This is a genomic window from Corynebacterium glaucum (assembly GCF_030408855.1).
GTDB lineage: Bacteria > Actinomycetota > Actinomycetes > Mycobacteriales > Mycobacteriaceae > Corynebacterium > Corynebacterium glaucum.
Map to the genome: position 1 here is coordinate 2,050,705 of NZ_CP047358.1, position 16,962 is coordinate 2,067,666.

The following is a 16,962-nucleotide window of genomic DNA, read 5'->3' on the forward strand; positions in this document are numbered from 1 at the left end:
TCGGAGCGTTAGACGGCGGCGGTCTCTCCTGCGTCGACGATGCTGCGGATCGCGTCTCGGGATGCGACGAGGGCTTCGATGGAAGCTTCGATGCGGGCCTGCTCGCGCTTGAGGTCGTCGATCGTGTCCATGCAGATTGGGGCGAGACGGCCCGCGCGTTCGGTGAGGCAGGGCAGCACGGTGCGGATGGTCGCGGTGCCGAGCCCCGCGTCGAGGAGCTGCCGAATGCGCCGGGCGACCTCGACGTCCTGGTCGCTGTAGTCGCGATACCCGGAGGCGTTGCGCGCAGGCACGAGCAGCTCCTGCTCCTCGTAGTAGCGCAGGAGCCGGGCCGGGATGCCGGTGCGGTCGGTGACGTCCGAGATGCGCATGTGAACGATGTCTCCTGCCGAGTGGTTTGCCTTCACATTGATGTGAGGGTTTAGCCTAGCAGGGTGAACGTCGAACAGTCTTCTCTCGCTTCTACTCGTGCTCGGCCTGGTCTGGTGCTGGCCGGGTTCGTGCTGCTGGTGTTCTGCACCGGCACGGCCGAGTACCTCGTCGCCGGTGTGCTGCCGCAGCTCGCCGCCGACGTCTCGGTCAGTATCGCCGCTGCCGGGCAGACGGTGACCGCCTATGCGCTCGGGGTCGCGATCGGTGGCCCGATCGTGACCGTGCTGACTGCCCGGTTTCCTCGCAAGGGCCTCGCTCTGGCTTTGGGGGTCGTGTTCATCGCGGGCACGGTGCTGACGGTGTTCGCGCCGACGTATGCGTGGGTGATTGTGGGCCGGGTGGTCTCGGCGTGCAGTCAGGCCACGCTGTTCGCCATCGGGCTGACGACTGCGACCGGTTTGATGGGGCCGGCTCGTCAGGGGCAGGCGATCGCGATCGTCAGTTCCGGCCTGACGGTCGCGACCGTCCTCGGTGTACCGCTTGGTGCGCTGCTGGGCGGTACGACGAGCTGGCGGATTCCGTTCGTCTTCGTCGCTGCTGCCGCCACACTCGGGGTGCTGCTGCTGGCTGCCGCGATGCCCCGCACCCCGGCACCGACGACCGGGGTGCGCGATGAGATCCGCACCCTGCTGCGCGGGCCGGTGCTTTTGGCGGTGTCGACCACGGTGATCGGGTTCGCGGGCGTGAGCGTCGTGTTCACCTACCTCGTCCCGCTGCTGAACGAGGTCACCGGCATCGCTGCGAGCGTGATCCCCGCGCTGCTGCTCGCCTATGGGGTTGGTGGGTTTGTCGGCAACCTCGTTGCCGGTCGTCTCGCCGACCTCTCGCTGGGCAAGACGCTGGTCGGGGTGTTCCTCGCGCTCATCGTCACCCTGGCCGCGTTCCCGCTCCTAGCCGGGCATCCGATCCCGATGATCGGGCTCGTGCTGATCCTGGGCCTGCTCTCGACCGCGACCATCGCCCCGCTGCAGTCGCTCGTGCTCCGCCACGCGGGAGCCGCGCCCACGTTGTCGCTGGCGGTGAACGTGGGCGCGTTCAACCTCGCGAACGCGATCGGCTCCGCCCTCGGCGGCCTCGGCGTCGCCGCCGGGCTGCTGCGCTGGGGCGGATTCGGCGGCGCCGCCTTCGCGATCTTCGGCCTCGTCCTGACCGCCCTCGCTCTCCGCGCTACGCCGCGCTCCGATACCCCTACCGCTGAAACCGCAACACAGGAGGCCCGCTGATGAAAACCGCAGCCATCACCGCCTACGGCGATCCCGACGTCCTCACGATCCTCGACGGCCCGATGCCCGAGCCCGGCCCGGGCGAGGCGCTGGTCGCGGTCGTCGCCTCGACGATCAACCCCGTCGATGTGAAGACCCGAACCCCCGGCACCCCACAGCAGGTCGGCCGGTTCCCGGCAGTGCTGGGCTGGGATGTCGCGGGCATTGTCATCACCGCACCAGAAGATTCCGGCTGGGTACCGGGTGATCGGGTGATCGCGATGCACCCGCCCCAGCCGGACGGGGCGGGAAGCTGGCAGCAGTACGCCGCGATCCCCGCCGCAGGCCTCGCCCCGGCACCGCATACGGTCGACCTGACGACTGCGGCGACTCTGCCGCTCGCGGCGCTCACCGCAGACCAGGCACTCGCGCGGCTCGACCTCGGCGACGACGAGCGGCTGCTCATCACCGGCGCCGCCGGTGCTGTCGGGGGCATGGCGATCCAGCTCGCCGCGCACGCAGGCATCCGGGCGGCCGGTCTGGTCTCCCGACCGGAACACGAATCCGCGGTGCTCGGTCTCGGGGCGGCTTCCGCGCACTCCAATTCGGTCTCGGCGGGCGAGTTCGATGCGATCTTCGACGCCGCCGGCGTCTTCGACCACCCGCACCTGCTGCGCGAGGGCGGCAGGCTCGTCACGGTCAGCGACGACACCATCCCCGACGCCCTCGAACAGCGCGCAGGCAGTGCGGTGCACAACTATGTCCAGCACGATCCTCGGCGCCTGCGCGAACTGTCCACCCTCGTCGACGAGGGCAGGCTCAGGTTGCGGGTCGCCGAGCAGTACCCGCTCGCGAGCATCGCGCAAGCGAACCGGCGGGCCGAGACCGGCGGACTGCTCGGCAAGATCGTCATCGCGATGTAGAACACCGTTGACCCGCACACCGACCGGCAGCCAGAGCCGGCAGTCTCAGACCAACACCGATCAGGTAGCTCCTACGTTCGGACCCTGCGAACGCAGAGTGAAGCGCCGAGTCTCGAACCCTCCGCTACGCCGACATCGGAGCCGCGACCGGAGCAGGTGCCGATACCAGCTGATCGCCTGGCCGCAGTAGAGCACTGGCTCAGACAGCAGTAATGAGTGGCCGCACGACTCTCCCCGCCTTTGTCTGCCCGCACGCGCACGCTCCATCGCCCCATCGGGCCTGCCGCCTATGGCTGCGTGCGGCTCGTCGTGGTGCGCGATGGCACGGCGATCGTGTTCTCCGAGTTCGGTGAGCAGCCCGTCAGTTTCGGCGACGCGATCCTCCTTGGACCCCACGTCCTCTGCGGGATCGAACCGGAGGGGCAGCTGATGGTCACGACGATCTACGTCGACACCGATCTGGCGTTGGATCAGTTCTTCTGGCAATACTCCACGATCCTGCACGATCGACTGGACGCGCAGGGCTTCGCCGAGAAGGTCTATTCCGAACCGGCCCAAGTTCTGCATCTGGGCCGCGATCGGGCGGGCCTGATGCTGCCGTGGCTCGATGAGCTGGTCGCACTCAGTGCCGAGGGGCATTTCCATGAACGCTTCCCCCGGTTGCAGTCGCTCTGGTTCGCGATCGTGGATGTCATCGCTCCGTATGTCCGCGTCTCGCCGGTGCGGCTGACCAGGTTGCAGCGTGCCCGCTCCCGCCCGGTCTCTTCTCATGAGCGAGCGCTTGGACCGTTACGCCGCGAGGCGATGCTCGTGCGCGATGCGCTCTATCGTGATGTCGCCTACCCGTGGACATTGACAGAGCTGGCCGAGCTGGTGCAGCTCTCCCCGAAGCAGCTTGCCCGAGTGTTCACCGCCGCGTTCGGTAAGACCCCGACCGCGTATCTGACGATGCTGCGAGTGCAGGAGATGGCGCGACTCCTACGGGAGATGAACGTCACCGTCGCTGTAGCTGGGCAGCGGGTCGGGTGGCGGAGCCGGTCGCGTGCGATCGAGGCGTTCGCCGCTCATACCGGGGTGACGCCGAGCCGGTACCGCGACATGCATCCCATCGTTGCCGACGTACCGTGAACCCCACCTCTGCGTTTCGGGAAGCGGACAGTTCGACCGGGAAAATCCCGGTCAGGCCACCTTCTCCTTCCGCATAGTGCCGCTCGCAGGTAGGCCGGTATGTCCTACGTCAGGTGCCTCCGCGTTCCTGATGGCCAACCTACCGACCTCGCTGTTCGCTGACCGTCTGACTCGCCGGAAGCTCCTGGCTCACCTCGCTGGTGAAGGCCAGCAGCCCCTCGCGCGGCTGGCCGCTCGGGAGGAGGCCGACGATGGCGACGAAGCAAGAGGAGGCCCGCCAGGCGCGGGAGGCGAAGCTCGACGAGCTCCACGACAAGCTCACCGGCGCGGTCGAGCGGCTCGTCACCGGTGATGACTGGGCTGACGCGCTGCGGTTCGCGGCGAAGTTCCGCTCGCGGAGCTTCAACAACGTCCTGCTGATCTGGGAACAGCATCAGGCCGCGTTCGAGCAGGGCCGGGTCCCGGAGCCGTTCCCGACCTATGTCGCCGGGTACAAGCAGTGGCAGCAGCTCGGCCGCCAGGTCGGCAAAGGCCAGGCCGGATACCAGATCCTCGCCCCCGTCACCGGCAGGTTCGCGTCGGCGAACCCGTCCGATCCGGCGTCGTGGCGGCGCCTGAACCGGGGCGAGAAGCCCAAGCCGGGCGAGACGGTGCGCTCGAAGATGGTCGGGGTGCGCCCGGCTTACGTCTGGGATGTCTCCCAGACCACCGGCGACCCCCTCCCGACGAAACCGGAACCGCGGCTGCTCACCGGGGAGGCGCCGGAAGGACTCCGGGAGGGGCTGGCGGAGCGGATCGGGTCGGAGGGGTTCGAGCTGCTGTGGGTGCCGCACGAGGGCATGGTCGGCGGCGCGAACGGGCTGACGAACTTCGAGACTCGCCAGGTCGCGGTGCGCACGAACATGGACGACGCCGCGCAGGTGAAGACCGAGGGCCACGAGCTCGCCCACGTCCTCATGCACGGCCCCGATCAGGAGGAGGCCCGCCGGCATCGTGGGATCGGTGAGGTCGAGGCCGAGTCCGTGGCGCTGATGATCGGTGCTGCGCACGGGATGGACACCAGCGAGTACACGATCCCGTACGTGGCCGGGTGGGCGGCGGTCGTGGATGGGAAGAACCCGGTCGAGGTGGTGCAGGCCGCCGGGGAGCGTATCCGCAAGACCGCGATCGACATCCTCGATGGCCTCGACACGATCCAGGTGAGCGACACCACCCCGTCCGACAGCCCCGACCCCGAGGAGTGGGAGGACGAGGACTTCGGGCCGACCGGTCCCGACGACGATGCGCCGGGGCCGCCGCGGCCGGTGAACTGGAACCTGCTGCTCGCGCACGATCTGCAGCAGGAATGGCTCGCCCTGAACCGGTGGGTCGAGTGGGTCAGGAGAGAGTACGCGCTGCCCGCCTCGGTGATCCCGCCGTTGTGGCACCGGCATCCGGCGCTCAAGTGGGAGCTCTCCGCGTTGCATCTGCACTGGCTCGCCGCGTACGACCCGGAACAGGACGCTTCGGCCGCAATCGGGTGGCATCGCGACTTCGCCGCCGCCCGGCAACGGCTACGCGACTGGGTCGCCGCCTCCGGCACCCGCCTGGATCGCGACCGCCCCGACCGGCAGACCGCCTGGCCCGGCGAACCCCCGGCCCCGCCGGTCGAAGACATCCCGATCACGAACCGGCGCGAGGACTTCGTGGCCTTCGTGATCGAACAGGTCGCCCGCCGCAAAGCCGCCGAAGACGCCTTCTTCGCCCGCCTCGACGACACCGACCTCGACATCGACGCCGACCCCGACGAGGGTGCCGACCCCGAAGGCGGGTGAGCGGTGATGGTGCGGAACTATCAACGCAAGACCCAACGCCCCTCATCGGACCGGCGGCTGCGGGTCACGTTCACGAGGCGGGAGCAGATCGACACCGAGAAGATCGCCGAAGTCCTCATCCGCGTCGTCCTGCGCGAAGCCGGCACCGGCAGCCCGGTCGGCCGGGCCGGAGACCAGCTCCGGGCGCTGCTGAGCAGCGAACGGTAGAATCCCTGTTGTACGTCCATCCCAGGGCGCTACCGGCTAACCAACTTGTTGCCCGAACCCGTCGCGGTTCGGCAGGCCTCCCCAATTTGTGTCGTGACCGCCAGTCGGCGCCCGCACCCAACCCCAATGCTGGGGCTGGGTGAGAGCCCGAAAGGCAGTCACGACCATGACGCTCATCGACCTCCCCGCCGGCCTCGACCTCGGCGCCCTGCGCACCCTCGCCGCCGGCCCGAAACTCTCCTGCGAACAGGTCCTTCCTGATGGGAATGTGCCCGCGATCTCGTACCTGCGGGTCTCCACCAAGGACCAGGCCACCCGTAACGGTCTCGAAGAAGGCCTCTCCATCCCGGCGCAGCGCGAAGCCGCGCAACGCAAGGCCGACCAGCTGAACGCGGTCATCGTGGCGGAGTTCATCGAGCCCGGCGAGTCCGGGAAGACTGCCCGCCGCAAAGCGCTCCAGGAGATGCTGGACTACCTCGCCGAGCACCCTGTCCGGTACTGCATCATCAACAAGGTCGACCGCATCGCCCGCAACCGGCTCGATGACGCGATCATCCACGCCACCCTCCGCCAGGCCGGGGTCACGCTCGTATCCGTCATGGAGAACATCGACGAGACCCCATCCGGGATGCTCATGCACGGCATCATGGCCTCCATCGCCGAGTTCTACAGCCTGAACCTCGCCCAAGAGGTCACCAAAGGGCTCGTGCAGAAGGCCACGATCGGCGGCACCCCGCACCGGGCGCCCATCGGCTACCTCAACATCCGCACCACCGATGCGAACGGGCACGAGGTCCGCGAGGTGCGACTCGACCCCGACCGGTGTGAGCTGATCCGGTTCGCGTTCACCGCCTACGCCACCGGCGACTGGTCGCTATCCAAGCTCGCCCGCGAGCTGGAGACCCGCGGACTCACCACCCGGCCCACGCCGTCGTTCCCCGCGAAGCCGGTCACCACGACCGCGCTGCACAAGATCCTCACCAACCCCTACTACCAGGGCATCGTCACCTTCCGCGACGTGACCTACCCCGGCACGCACGATCCGCTCGTGACGCCGGAGACGTTCGAGCAGGTGCAGACGATCCTCCAGCAGAACCACGTCGTCGGCGACAAGCCCCAGAAGTACGACCACTACCTCAAAGGCTCGATCTACTGCGGCTGCGGGAAGCGGCTCATGTTCGAGCGTCCCCGCAACCACCAGGGCGTCGCCTACGACTCTTCACCTGCACCGGCCGCCGGTTCAAGCGCAACAACTGCCAGCGCACCGCCATCCTCACCCACCGCGTCGAGCAGTCCATCGAGGCCGGCTACCAGGACATCTCCCTCAGCCCTAGCGAGGCAGCGCAGGTCCAGGGCGTGCTCGGGCAGGTGTTCGACACCCTCTCCGAATCCACCAGCGATGAGAAGAAGCTCCTCGCCGGGCAGAAGGCCAAGCTCGAAGCCGAACAGGTCAAGCTCCTCCAAGCCCACTACGCCGACGCGATCCCGCTCGACCTGCTCAAGACCGAGCAAGACCGCATCCGCGCGAGCCTGCAAGCGATCACCGGTCGGCTCGACACGTTGGAGACGACCTACGACAAGGCCAAGGTCGGGCTCGACGCGATCCTCGGGCTCCTCACCGACATCGGCGACGTCTACGCCAAGGCCGAACCCGCCGAGCGGCGGATGCTCAACCGGGCATTGTTCGACCGCATCACCATCGATGACGAGGACCAAGCCGCCCTCGAACCAGGCGAGGCCATCCAGATGATCCTCGCCACCAACCCCAGGTCACACCACGAAAGAACCTTGCCCCACGATCAAGCGGGGCAAGGTTCGAACGTTCAACTTTACGTGGAGCTAACGGGATTCGAACCCGTGACCCCCACACTGCCAGTGTGGTGCGCTACCAACTGCGCCATAGCCCCTTGTTTCGGAGAGCTTCCGCCTACCGCGTTGGCGGCGAGAAGCAACTCCGCTCAATATACCGGCCGCCTCATGGGCGGCCAAATCCCCAGGTTAGTTACTCTTGGAGTTCTTGAGGGTCTCCACCCACTGGTCACGAGGCGCGCCGAGTTCCTCGGCGTCAGCGCCGTCGATAAGCACGCGCGGCGTCCACGCTTTACCCTTCAGCTCCTCCTGGTGCTTCGAGTTCTCAGCACCCATCTCCTGCGCGGTCTCGATGAACTTGCCGTCGCGGATGTCCATAATGGCTTGGTCAGACGCGCCCCAGTCGGCCGCCAAATCCGCGATGGCGTTGTTGTCGATCTGCGAATACACGCTCTGCTGGTTCACAAACAAGTAATCGCGCAGCGTGAACGCGACATCGTAGTCACCGGTCGCGAGCAGGGCGAGCATTGCCGCCAAACCAGTGGTGGAGTGGCCCACCTCTCCGCGGTCAAGGTTGGTCATCGGACGCAGATCCACGCGAATTTCTCCAGCCTTGAGCGCCTCGATCATTTGCGCGTCAGCGGCCACGTGCAACTCCGCACAGTAGGAGCAAGAAAAGTCCTCGTAGTAGTCAGCGACTGGCGCATCCGCGTTCGATCCGCTAAGCCGGATCACACTATCGCCTCCGGCCCATTCCACGTTGATGCCCGAGACATCAATCACTTCATCCTGCTTTGCCTGGGTCTGCTCCGCACGGCCTTTGTACACGATCATCCCGATCACCAGTGCGGCGATAGCCAGCACTGCCAACACGGCCCAAAGAAACGCCGAATTGCCCTTGGAGTTCGGGTTCTCAACTTTGCGGGTACTCACGATTAGGTCTCCTGTTATTTACGGGTAAATTGCGAACTTCTTAAACGGCCGCCACATCATGAACGCGGTGACGGCCAGATATGCCACGTCGCGCCAGATCGATTTCAGCAGCGCCCCCTCCTGGGGATCCGCCGTCGCGGGGTCAAAACAACCGCAATCAATCACCAGGCCACGAGTGTGCGCTGAGTACAGGCCCATGATGAAGATCAGCAGCACCCCAAATGACACCCCGCCCGCCCAACGGATCTTGATGCCGAGCAGCAGCAGCAAACCGCCAGCCAACTCGAGCGGGCCGATCACCTGCGCAATGAGGTCTGACCAATACGGGGTGAAGATCTCGTAGGCCTCGACCGTCTGCACCATGTTGATGTGTGACTCGGTGACTTTCTGCCACCCGGCACTGATCCACACGTACGCCATGCCGAATCGGGCCAGCGCGGAGAGGATGTCCAGCACACGCTCCCCGGTACTGCGGGTGGCGGTGCCAGCTTGCGTTGTTGCCGTGTCGTCGGCAGGCTTGACTGCGGTAGAAGAACTCACCTGATTGACCCTAGTCCACGCTCCGCCCTGCGGGAACGGGACGCGGGTGTGTCACTGGTTACTCCCGAGATCTACTGCCCCAGCACCTCGGAGACGATTGCAACCGCTTCGTCTTGCACCTGCTTCAAGTGCGCTTCACCGTTGAAGGACTCAGCGTAGATCTTGTACTTGTCCTCGGTGCCGGACGGACGCGCCGCGAACCAGGCGTTTTCGGTGGTCACCTTCAGGCCGCCGATCGCCGCATTGTTGCCCGGCGCCTCGGTGAGCTTCGCGGTAATCGTCTCGCCAGCCAGCTCGGTGGCCGGAACCTGCTCCGGAGACAGCGCCTTCAACGTCGCCTTCTGCTCGCGGTTCGCCGGCGCGTCAATGCGCGCGTAGGCCGGCTCGCCGAACGCGTCCTGGAGTTCGTGATAGCGATCCGACGGGGTCTTCCCCGTCACCGCAGTGATCTCCGCAGCCAGCAGATCCAGGATGATGCCGTCCTTGTCGGTCGACCACACGGTGCCGTCCTTGCGCAGGAAAGATGCGCCTGCGGATTCTTCTCCACCGAAGCCAACGGAGCCGTCGATAAGCCCGGGCACGAACCACTTGAAGCCAACCGGGACCTCGACCAGCTTGCGGCCGAGCGAGGCAACTACCCGGTCGATCATGGACGAAGACACCAGCGTCTTGCCCACTGCCGTGTCCTCCGCCCAGCCATTGCGGTGGCTGAACAGGTACTCGATGGCCACAGCCAGGTAGTGGTTCGGGTTCATCAGGCCCGCATCCGGGGTGACAATGCCGTGGCGGTCCGCATCCGCGTCGTTACCGGTGGCGATGTCGTACTTGTTTCGGTTGTGCACCAGCGAGGCCATGGAATTCGGCGAGGAGCAGTCCATGCGGATCTTGCCGTCGGTGTCCAGCGTCATGAACCGCCAGGTCGCGTCAACCTCCGGGTTGACCACGGTGAGGTTCAGGCCGTGCGCGTCGGCGATCGCGCCCCAGTAATCCACCGAGGCGCCGCCCATCGGGTCCGCGCCGATGGAGAGATTGGAGCCGCGGATCGCCTCGATATCGATCACGTTGACCAGATCCGCAACGTAGCGCTGCTTGAATTCGAAACGGCCCGCCCGCTCGTCCAGTACACCGCTTACCGACGTCCGCTGCACGCCCTCCAGCCCGCGGACCAGGTACTCGTTCGCGCGCTGCGCAATCCAGTCGGTCGCGTCGGTGCCGGCCGGGCCGCCGTTCGGCGGGTTGTACTTGAAGCCGCCGTCGCGCGGCGGGTTGTGCGACGGCGTGATCACGATGCCGTCGGCACGCTTCGGATCGGTGCCGGTCACACCACCAGAGAGCTGCGCGTTGTGGGATAGAATCGCGTGCGACACCGCCGGGGTCGGGGTGTAGCGCCCCTCGGCATCAACCAGCACCTCGACGTCGTTGGCCAGCAGCACCTCCATGGCGGAGATCATCGCCGGCTCACTGAGCGCGTGCGTATCGCGGCCGATGTACACCGGCCCGCCGATGGAGTTCTCACGGCGGTAGTCCACAATCGCCTGCGTGGTGGCCAGGATGTGCGCCTCGTTGAACGCGTTGTCCAGGCTGGAGCCGCGGTGGCCGGAGGTGCCGAACGCAACCTGCTGGTCCGGGTCGGAAGCGTCGATGTCGCGGGTGTAATACGCCGTGACCAGTTCGGCGATGTCGATCAAGTCCTCGGGGCGGGCCGGCTGTCCGGCGCGTTCGTGTGCCATGGTCGTGCTCCTTGTCGCGGGGTGTGGAAGTGTGCTTTAACGCGAGGCTACACCGACTGCGAGGTACGTCATCACAAGCCAGCGCACGGCTCTGGGCACCATGGGCCGCAGGGGCGGTAAGAAAGCCGCCCAGCTGTGGGAAACAGACCCCGACGGCGACTATGCGCAAAGTCGCCGTGAGGCACTGGACGCAGCTCATGCAAAGCGCGAAATAAGCAGTGAGCTTTTGGGAACGCGTATGCGGATGCTTTTCCTAGAAGCGAAGGTGTTGGGAGCTTCTTTTAAGCGATTGGGTGAGATGCTCGACATGTTCTTAACTGAACGCCGCTATCCTGCGGGCGGCGTAGCAGGCAGCCAAACCGGCCCACATGGAGCATGCGAGAGCACCTCTCTACAAGATGGCCAAGGCTCCAGTCGCCAACTAACCTCCTTCGTCTGAGGGGCCATCCAATCCCGCCCCAGGTGGCTAGGTTGTGGTGACTTCACCCCCTTATTAAACACGGATAAACTCGGTTATAAACATTCCGTCCCGTGAGAGGATCACCACGTGTTCGTCACCGATCTGCCCGACACCAAATCAGCCCACTTAAGTCCGGAACACAGCGAAACCGTCAGGGCAACGCTGCCTTTGGTCGGGGAAAATATCGAAACCATCACCCGCGTCTTTTACTCCAAGATGTTCGCCGCGCACCCGGAGTTGCTCTCCGACCTGTTCAACCGAGGTAATCAGAAACAGGGTGCCCAGCAGAAAGCACTGGCAGCTTCGGTGGCCACCTTCGCCGCGCAGCTGGTTGACCCGGACGCACCCGACCCGGTGATGATGCTCGACCGTATTGCCCATAAGCATGTTTCACTCGGCATCACCCCCGACCAGTATCAGATCGTCCATGACAACCTCATGGCCGCCATCGTCGATGTGCTGGGGGATGCCGTCACGCCGGAGGTCGCGGAAGCCTGGGACAAGGTCTACTGGCTCATGGCGGACGTTCTGATCAAACACGAGGCCAAGCTCTACGCCTCCGATAACGTGACCCCCAGTGAAGTGTTTCGCACCGCAACGGTCACCGAGAAGAAAAGGCTCAGCGAGGATGTGACTGCCTACACTTTGACCGGGGACTTCTCGGTGCCGCGACCGGGTCAGTACACCTCCGTCGGTGTTAAGCTTCCCGACGGTGCTCGACAGCTGCGCCAGTATTCCATCATCGGTGGTGACGCGAACCATTACCGCATCGCGGTTCTCACCGAGGGTGAGGTTTCCACCTTCTTGCGCGACAACATTGAAGTCGGAGACACCGTGGATGCGACCCTCGCCGCTGGCGACCTGGTCCTCCATGAAGGGGACAACTCGGTAGTGCTCGTCTCATCCGGTATCGGCTCCACTCCAATGGTAAGTATTCTCGGTCATCTCGCCGCAGAAGAGCCGAGCCGCAAGGTGACATACATCCACGCAGATGTAAGCGAAGAATCCTGGGCTCAGCGCGAGGAATCGCGCGAGCTCATTGCCTCAATCGCGGATGCAACAATGGGAGTGTCTTTCAGGGATGCCGGTCAGCGGGTGAACATCGCGGAATACGACCTTGCTGGTGCCGATGTCTATCTCTGCGGCGGTGTGACATTTCTGCAGGCTCTGCGCGCCGACATTGAAGCCCTGCCGGTCGACAAATCCCCCAAGGGTGTCTACTTCGAGCTGTTCAGCCCGAATGATTGGCTCGTGGGTTAAACCCCCGGAGTCTCGCCGGGGGTTGCGCCGAAACGCACCCCACACTGTCCCGGCCTGTCGAAGGGGAATAGGCTAACCGCCTCTGCATTCTCAAGTACACTTCACCGACGTGCCTGTTCAGAGTGGAAAAGAACCCCTGCTTGTGGGTCTCGGTGCCGGGCTGGGGGCGCTCGCGCGCTTCCTCATCGTGGCTGCTGTGCCCACCGTCGGCCTCGCCGCCGAGTTCGCGCTCACGCTGGCCATCAACATCGTCGGCAGTTTCGCCATGGGCGCGCTCAAACCCGGGCCATTTATCGGCGTCGGTTTCCTCGGCGGGTTCACCACCTTCTCCGCGCTCGCCCTTGCGTCGGCGCAGGCGTCGGCACTCGCCGCGCTGGTGTTCATGGTGCTCAGTTTCGTCGGTTGCGTGTGCGCCTGGCTCGCAGGTGACAGGTTGAGGGGGGCTTAGGGCCATGCTTATCGACGTCTCCGCCAACCCCACCACCCTCATCACCGCTACCGTCGCTGTGTTCCTGGGCGGCGCGCTGGGAGGCCTCGCTCGCTGGGCGCTGTCCCAGATCCCCGCTGATCGGGTCGGCACTTTCGCTGCCAACATGGCCGGTGCCACCATTCTGGGATTCGTTGCCGGCGCCCCAGAGGTGTGGCAACTTGCTGCAGGCGTCGGTTTCGCCGGCGCGCTGTCCACCTGGTCAACCCTGGCCAAGGAGATCGGCGAGCTGATGAATGCCAAGAAGTACGGCGAGGCCACCCGCTACGTGGCCTGGACCGCGGCGCTCGGCATCGTGAGCGCGTACTTCGGCCTCATGTGGGGTGCGCGCGGCTTCGCTTAGTCCGCGCTACTGAGTCTGCGCTGGTTAATCTGCGATCGCGTCCAGCGGCGGCGTCTTCGCCGCCCGGTTCGCCGGCCACAGCGCAGCGATGATGCCCACGATCACACTGCCCAGCAGCATCCAGCCGACCAGACTCCATGGGATGACGATGCGGTCGAGCCCTTGGTCCGCGAGCACCGTCAAGAACGCCCACCCGAGGCTCAGACCGAGCACAATGCCCAGCACGGCGCCGAAGAACGCCATCTGAACGGACTCCAAGATGATCATGATGCGCACCTGGCGGCGGTGGGTGCCCACCGCGCGCAGCATGCCGATCTCCTGGCGGCGCTCGATCACCGACAGCGTCAGCGTGTTCACAATGCCCAGTACCGCGATCACCACGGCTAAGGACAGCAGGGCGTAGAGGATGAAGAGCATCTGGTCGATCAGGTCGAGCACTTCGCCGGAGATGTCGTCTTTGGACTGCACCTGAACCACAATGTCGCTCTTCACCGCCTGCTCAAGATTCTTGCGCAGTTGGTCGGAGCTCACGGTGCCGTCGTTACTCACCCCCAGCATGATGATGTTCACGGTGCCTGGCACGGAAATCTGCTGCGCAACGTCTTCGCTCACCACCACGGCGGTGAGGATGGAGGAGTTCTCGAAGATGCCTTCCACCGTCGCCTCGACTACCTCCGGTGAAATGCCGGGAGCTGCGACGGTAACCGTATCCCCCACAGACCAGCCGCGCGCTTCCGCCCACTCGCGGGGAGCGATGACGGTGCTGCCCTCGAGCGTAGAGGTGCCGTCGACCATGTCCATCGTGATCAGGTCGCTGGGATCGCCGTAGAGCACTGAAGTGGAGCCGAACTCGCCAACCTGCGCGGAGTACTCGCCGTTGACGGTCAGCGGCGCTTCGGTGTAGGCAGCGACATCGCCCACGCCCTCGACCTCCGGGATGCGTTCCATCAGGTTGTTCGGGATCGGGAACGCACCGAGCACCGGCCCAGCCAGCACGTATTCAGCGCTCACCTCGTTCTCCGCCACGTTGTCAACGGAGTATTTCATCGACGCCCCGAACATGCCGATGATGTTCACCAACGCAATGCCCAGCATGAGCGCGAACGCGGTTGCAGAGGTGCGCCGCGGATTGCGCTGCGTGTTGGTGGACGCCAACTTGCCCGCGGTGCCGAACGGCGCGCCGATGATCCTGCCCAACGGCGGCACGATCGGAAGACTCATCGCCGGGCCGGCAAGGAAGATGCCTGCGATCACCGCCACCGCGGCGATGCCGACCAGCATGGCACGGGACGCGGTACGCCCGTCCACCCACAGCACCCCGCCGAAGGCCGCAGCAACGCCAAGCGCAATCAGCACACCTCCAATCACCGTGCGCTGCGTCAGCGGCTGCGGGGCGGCCGATTCGCTCGAACGCATCGCCTCGACAGGCTGCACCTGCCCGGCTTGGCGTGCCGGCGCCCAGGCAGAAAGCATCGTCACAATGACACCGACCACGATGGGCGCCAATGCCGCATCCGTCGAAAAGCCTAAGCCCCCTGCGGGAAGTGGCATGCCATAAGAACCCATGAGCGACTTGATTGCTGCGACCATGCCCACGCCGGCGCCTATGCCAAGGGCCGAACCAATCAGGCCGACAATGAACGCCTCCAGCAAGACCGAGCGCGTGATCTGGCCGCGGGAAGCGCCGAGCGCGCGCAGTAACGCGAATTCTTTCGTGCGCTGCGCCACGATCATGGAAAAAGTGTTCGCGATCAGGAACGTGCCCACCAGCAGGCCGACCAGGCCGAACGCGATGAGGAAGTAGGAGACGAAGGACAGCGCCTCGCGCACGCTTTCCGAAGCCTTCTTCGCAGCCTCCTCACCCGTGCGCACAGAAAGCTCGGGGTAATCACGCATGATCGAGTCGACCAGCCCCTGAGCCCCATTGCGATCCGAAGCCTTCAGCGTCATGCCGGGAACCGTCTCATCGGCCACATAGAAGTCCAGGTAATCTGACTCAGGGAGCCTAAAACTTAACGACGTCTCCTGCGTCACCTCATCGTCGTAGAACCCCACCACGTTGACGGTTTGGCGGGCACCGGTATCGACGATGATGAGTTCCTCGCCCAGCTTGATGTCATAGAACTCGGCGCCGTTGCGGTTGAGAATAGCCTCCGCGGTACCTTCGGTGACCGGGCGCGGAATCGGCGCGCGCCCCTCTACGATCTTGGGGCTCGGGCCGATGGCATCTTGGGGCGCGTAGTACAGCGTGGACATCGACATGCCCTGGCGCGTTTGAATCGCCTGTTCATTCGTCCGGGCGGCCACGACGATGACCATCCCCGAGACGTTCACCTTTTCGACGCCGCCGCGTTGAGCCAGTTCATCATAGTCCTTGCGCGGCACCGCACTGGCATTGTCACCGGGCTCGACTACCACATCGGCGTTTTCGTACCGCGTAGCCAGCGCCGAATCGAACGTGCGCTCCAGCATGTTGGTGAACATCATTGATCCCGCAATGAATGCAGTGCCAAGCACCACGGCAAGCACCGTCAAGGACAGCCGCAGTTTGTGGGCACTGACGTTACGCAACGAGACCTTCGTCATCGCCCGGGATCCGGCGGCCATCAGCGCTCGATTCCGGCCATGACTTTAAGGATCGCATCCATCGTCGGATCCCACATCTCGTTGACAATCTGGCCGTCGCGCAGGAAGACCACGCGGTCTGCATATGATGCCGCCCGAGCGTCGTGGGTCACGATCACCACGGTTTGTCCATCCAGGTCGACCGCGTGGCGCAGAATACTCAGCACCTCCCGTCCAGCGTTGGAGTCGAGGTTTCCCGTTGGCTCGTCGCCGAAGATGATCTCGGGTTTACTCACCAGCGCGCGGGCGCACGCCACACGCTGCTGCTGCCCACCCGACAATTCACTCGGACGGTGGGTGAGGCGGTTTGAGAGACCAAGCCTCTCTGTAATCTCGTCGAACCAGGCCCTATCAATCTTCCTACCGGCGATGTCAGTTGGCAGGGTGATGTTTTCAGCAGCGGTCAGCGTGGGCACAAGGTTGAAAGATTGAAAGATGAAGCCAAGCCGGTCGCGCCTCAGCTCGGTCAGAGCTCTATCGCTTAACGACGACAGCGCCGTCCCACCGATATACGCCTCACCGGAAGTAAACGAGTCGAGCCCGGCCATCGTATGCATGAGGGTGGATTTACCCGACCCAGATGGACCCATGATCGCGGTAAAGGCCTTGCGGCCGAATTCGACGTTCACCCCATCGAGCGCGGAGACCTGCGTATCGCCCTGACCGTAGGTCTTCACTAGATTCACGGCCCGTGCTGCTGATTCCATTACTTCTCCCGCTTCTCGCGCCGCGAATCTTTCTACGCCACACCCGCTGCCGGCAAGCACCACGAATACGCTACCTCGAGTTGGTAGATGCCGGTATTCGGCAGAACAGATCGGCAATGAAAATGCCTGCGACCGGTCGCTCGCCGTGGTGTTGGCGGGTGACCGGTCGCAGGTGGTTGTTTTGAAGTTGTTGGGTCGGCGGTAACCTACTCTCCCACACCCTCCCGGGTGCAGTACCATCGGCGCGGGCGGGCTTAGCTTCCGGGTTCGGAATGGGTCCGGGCGTTTCCCCGCCGCTATCAACTACCGACACATTTGTGGTTGTTGGCCACACACTGTTGTGTCCCCTTGGTTGGGGTCCC

The 16,962-nt window shown here is 64.8% G+C and carries 15 protein-coding genes, 1 tRNA gene and 1 rRNA gene; 9 read left to right on the plus strand and 8 right to left on the minus strand.

Annotation, left to right across the window (positions count from 1 at the left end; genetic code table 11):
- Positions 1-8: 8 nt before the first annotated feature.
- The gene (locus CGLAUT_RS09995) at positions 9-407 is read right to left on the minus strand and encodes a MerR family transcriptional regulator (protein ID WP_290184966.1); all 399 of its coding nucleotides are present in this window, start codon (positions 405-407) and stop codon (positions 9-11) included.
- Positions 408-434: 27 nt separating this feature from the next.
- Between CGLAUT_RS09995 and CGLAUT_RS10000 the strand changes: the two genes are divergently transcribed.
- The 6 genes from CGLAUT_RS10000 (at position 435) to CGLAUT_RS10025 (ending at position 7,456) form a co-directional block, all read left to right on the plus strand.
- Positions 435-1,655, plus strand: coding sequence for an MFS transporter (locus tag CGLAUT_RS10000; RefSeq protein WP_290184968.1), 1,221 nt, complete (start codon positions 435-437; stop codon positions 1,653-1,655).
- Positions 1,655-2,557: an NADP-dependent oxidoreductase gene (locus CGLAUT_RS10005; protein ID WP_290184969.1), complete on the plus strand. Its 903-nt coding sequence runs from the start codon at positions 1,655-1,657 to the stop codon at positions 2,555-2,557. Before CGLAUT_RS10000 ends, CGLAUT_RS10005 begins: the two co-directional genes overlap by 1 nt.
- 240 nt (positions 2,558-2,797) lie before the next feature.
- Positions 2,798-3,685 carry a helix-turn-helix transcriptional regulator gene (locus CGLAUT_RS10010; RefSeq protein WP_290184970.1) on the plus strand — a complete coding sequence of 296 codons (888 nt, stop codon included), beginning with the start codon at positions 2,798-2,800 and terminating at the stop codon, positions 3,683-3,685.
- 251 nt (positions 3,686-3,936) lie between these two features.
- Positions 3,937-5,499, plus strand: coding sequence for an ArdC family protein (locus CGLAUT_RS10015; protein ID WP_290184972.1), 1,563 nt, complete (start codon positions 3,937-3,939; stop codon positions 5,497-5,499).
- A 6-nt stretch (positions 5,500-5,505) separates the two neighbouring features.
- The gene (locus CGLAUT_RS10020) at positions 5,506-5,706 is read left to right on the plus strand and encodes a hypothetical protein (protein WP_290184974.1); all 201 of its coding nucleotides are present in this window, start codon (positions 5,506-5,508) and stop codon (positions 5,704-5,706) included.
- A gap of 166 nt (positions 5,707-5,872) precedes the next feature.
- On the plus strand, positions 5,873-7,456 hold the full coding sequence (locus CGLAUT_RS10025) for a recombinase family protein (protein ID WP_290184975.1): 1,584 nt from the start codon (positions 5,873-5,875) through the stop codon (positions 7,454-7,456).
- Positions 7,457-7,540: 84 nt separating this feature from the next.
- On the opposite strand, the gene CGLAUT_RS10030 is transcribed toward CGLAUT_RS10025, so the two are convergent.
- The 4 genes from CGLAUT_RS10030 to pgm form a co-directional block, all read right to left on the minus strand.
- Positions 7,541-7,613 (minus strand) — tRNA-Ala (locus CGLAUT_RS10030).
- 91 nt (positions 7,614-7,704) lie between these two features.
- On the minus strand, positions 7,705-8,448 hold the full coding sequence (locus CGLAUT_RS10035; protein WP_290184976.1) for a DsbA family protein: 744 nt from the start codon (positions 8,446-8,448) through the stop codon (positions 7,705-7,707).
- Between the two features lie 18 nt (positions 8,449-8,466).
- On the minus strand, positions 8,467-8,988 hold the full coding sequence (locus tag CGLAUT_RS10040) for a MauE/DoxX family redox-associated membrane protein (protein ID WP_290184977.1): 522 nt from the start codon (positions 8,986-8,988) through the stop codon (positions 8,467-8,469).
- 71 nt (positions 8,989-9,059) lie between these two features.
- Positions 9,060-10,718 (minus strand): phosphoglucomutase (alpha-D-glucose-1,6-bisphosphate-dependent), encoded by a 1,659-nt coding sequence (gene pgm / locus CGLAUT_RS10045; protein WP_290184979.1) that lies wholly within the window; start codon positions 10,716-10,718, stop codon positions 9,060-9,062.
- A 547-nt stretch (positions 10,719-11,265) separates the two neighbouring features.
- On the opposite strand from pgm, the gene CGLAUT_RS10050 reads away from it, so the two are divergent.
- From CGLAUT_RS10050 to CGLAUT_RS10060, 3 genes are all read left to right on the plus strand, one after another.
- On the plus strand, positions 11,266-12,438 hold the full coding sequence (locus tag CGLAUT_RS10050; RefSeq protein WP_290184993.1) for a globin domain-containing protein: 1,173 nt from the start codon (positions 11,266-11,268) through the stop codon (positions 12,436-12,438).
- 109 nt (positions 12,439-12,547) lie between these two features.
- Complete coding sequence (locus CGLAUT_RS10055; RefSeq protein ID WP_095660612.1) at positions 12,548-12,886, plus strand: fluoride efflux transporter family protein; 339 nt, start codon at positions 12,548-12,550, stop codon at positions 12,884-12,886.
- A 4-nt stretch (positions 12,887-12,890) separates the two neighbouring features.
- Positions 12,891-13,268, plus strand: coding sequence for a fluoride efflux transporter FluC (locus CGLAUT_RS10060; RefSeq protein ID WP_290184995.1), 378 nt, complete (start codon positions 12,891-12,893; stop codon positions 13,266-13,268).
- Positions 13,269-13,292: 24 nt separating this feature from the next.
- Here the strand turns inward: CGLAUT_RS10060 and CGLAUT_RS10065 are convergent, their stop codons facing one another.
- From CGLAUT_RS10065 to rrf, 3 genes are all read right to left on the minus strand, one after another.
- Entirely contained in the window at positions 13,293-15,875 is a 2,583-nt protein-coding gene (locus tag CGLAUT_RS10065) for an ABC transporter permease (protein WP_290184997.1), read from the minus strand.
- A complete protein-coding gene (locus CGLAUT_RS10070; protein WP_290184998.1) occupies positions 15,875-16,600 on the minus strand; it encodes an ABC transporter ATP-binding protein in 726 nt (241 codons plus the stop codon). The genes CGLAUT_RS10065 and CGLAUT_RS10070 overlap by 1 nt, the downstream gene beginning before the upstream one ends.
- A 193-nt stretch (positions 16,601-16,793) precedes the next feature.
- Positions 16,794-16,911 (minus strand): 5S ribosomal RNA (gene rrf / locus CGLAUT_RS10075).
- Positions 16,912-16,962 lie beyond the last annotated feature (51 nt).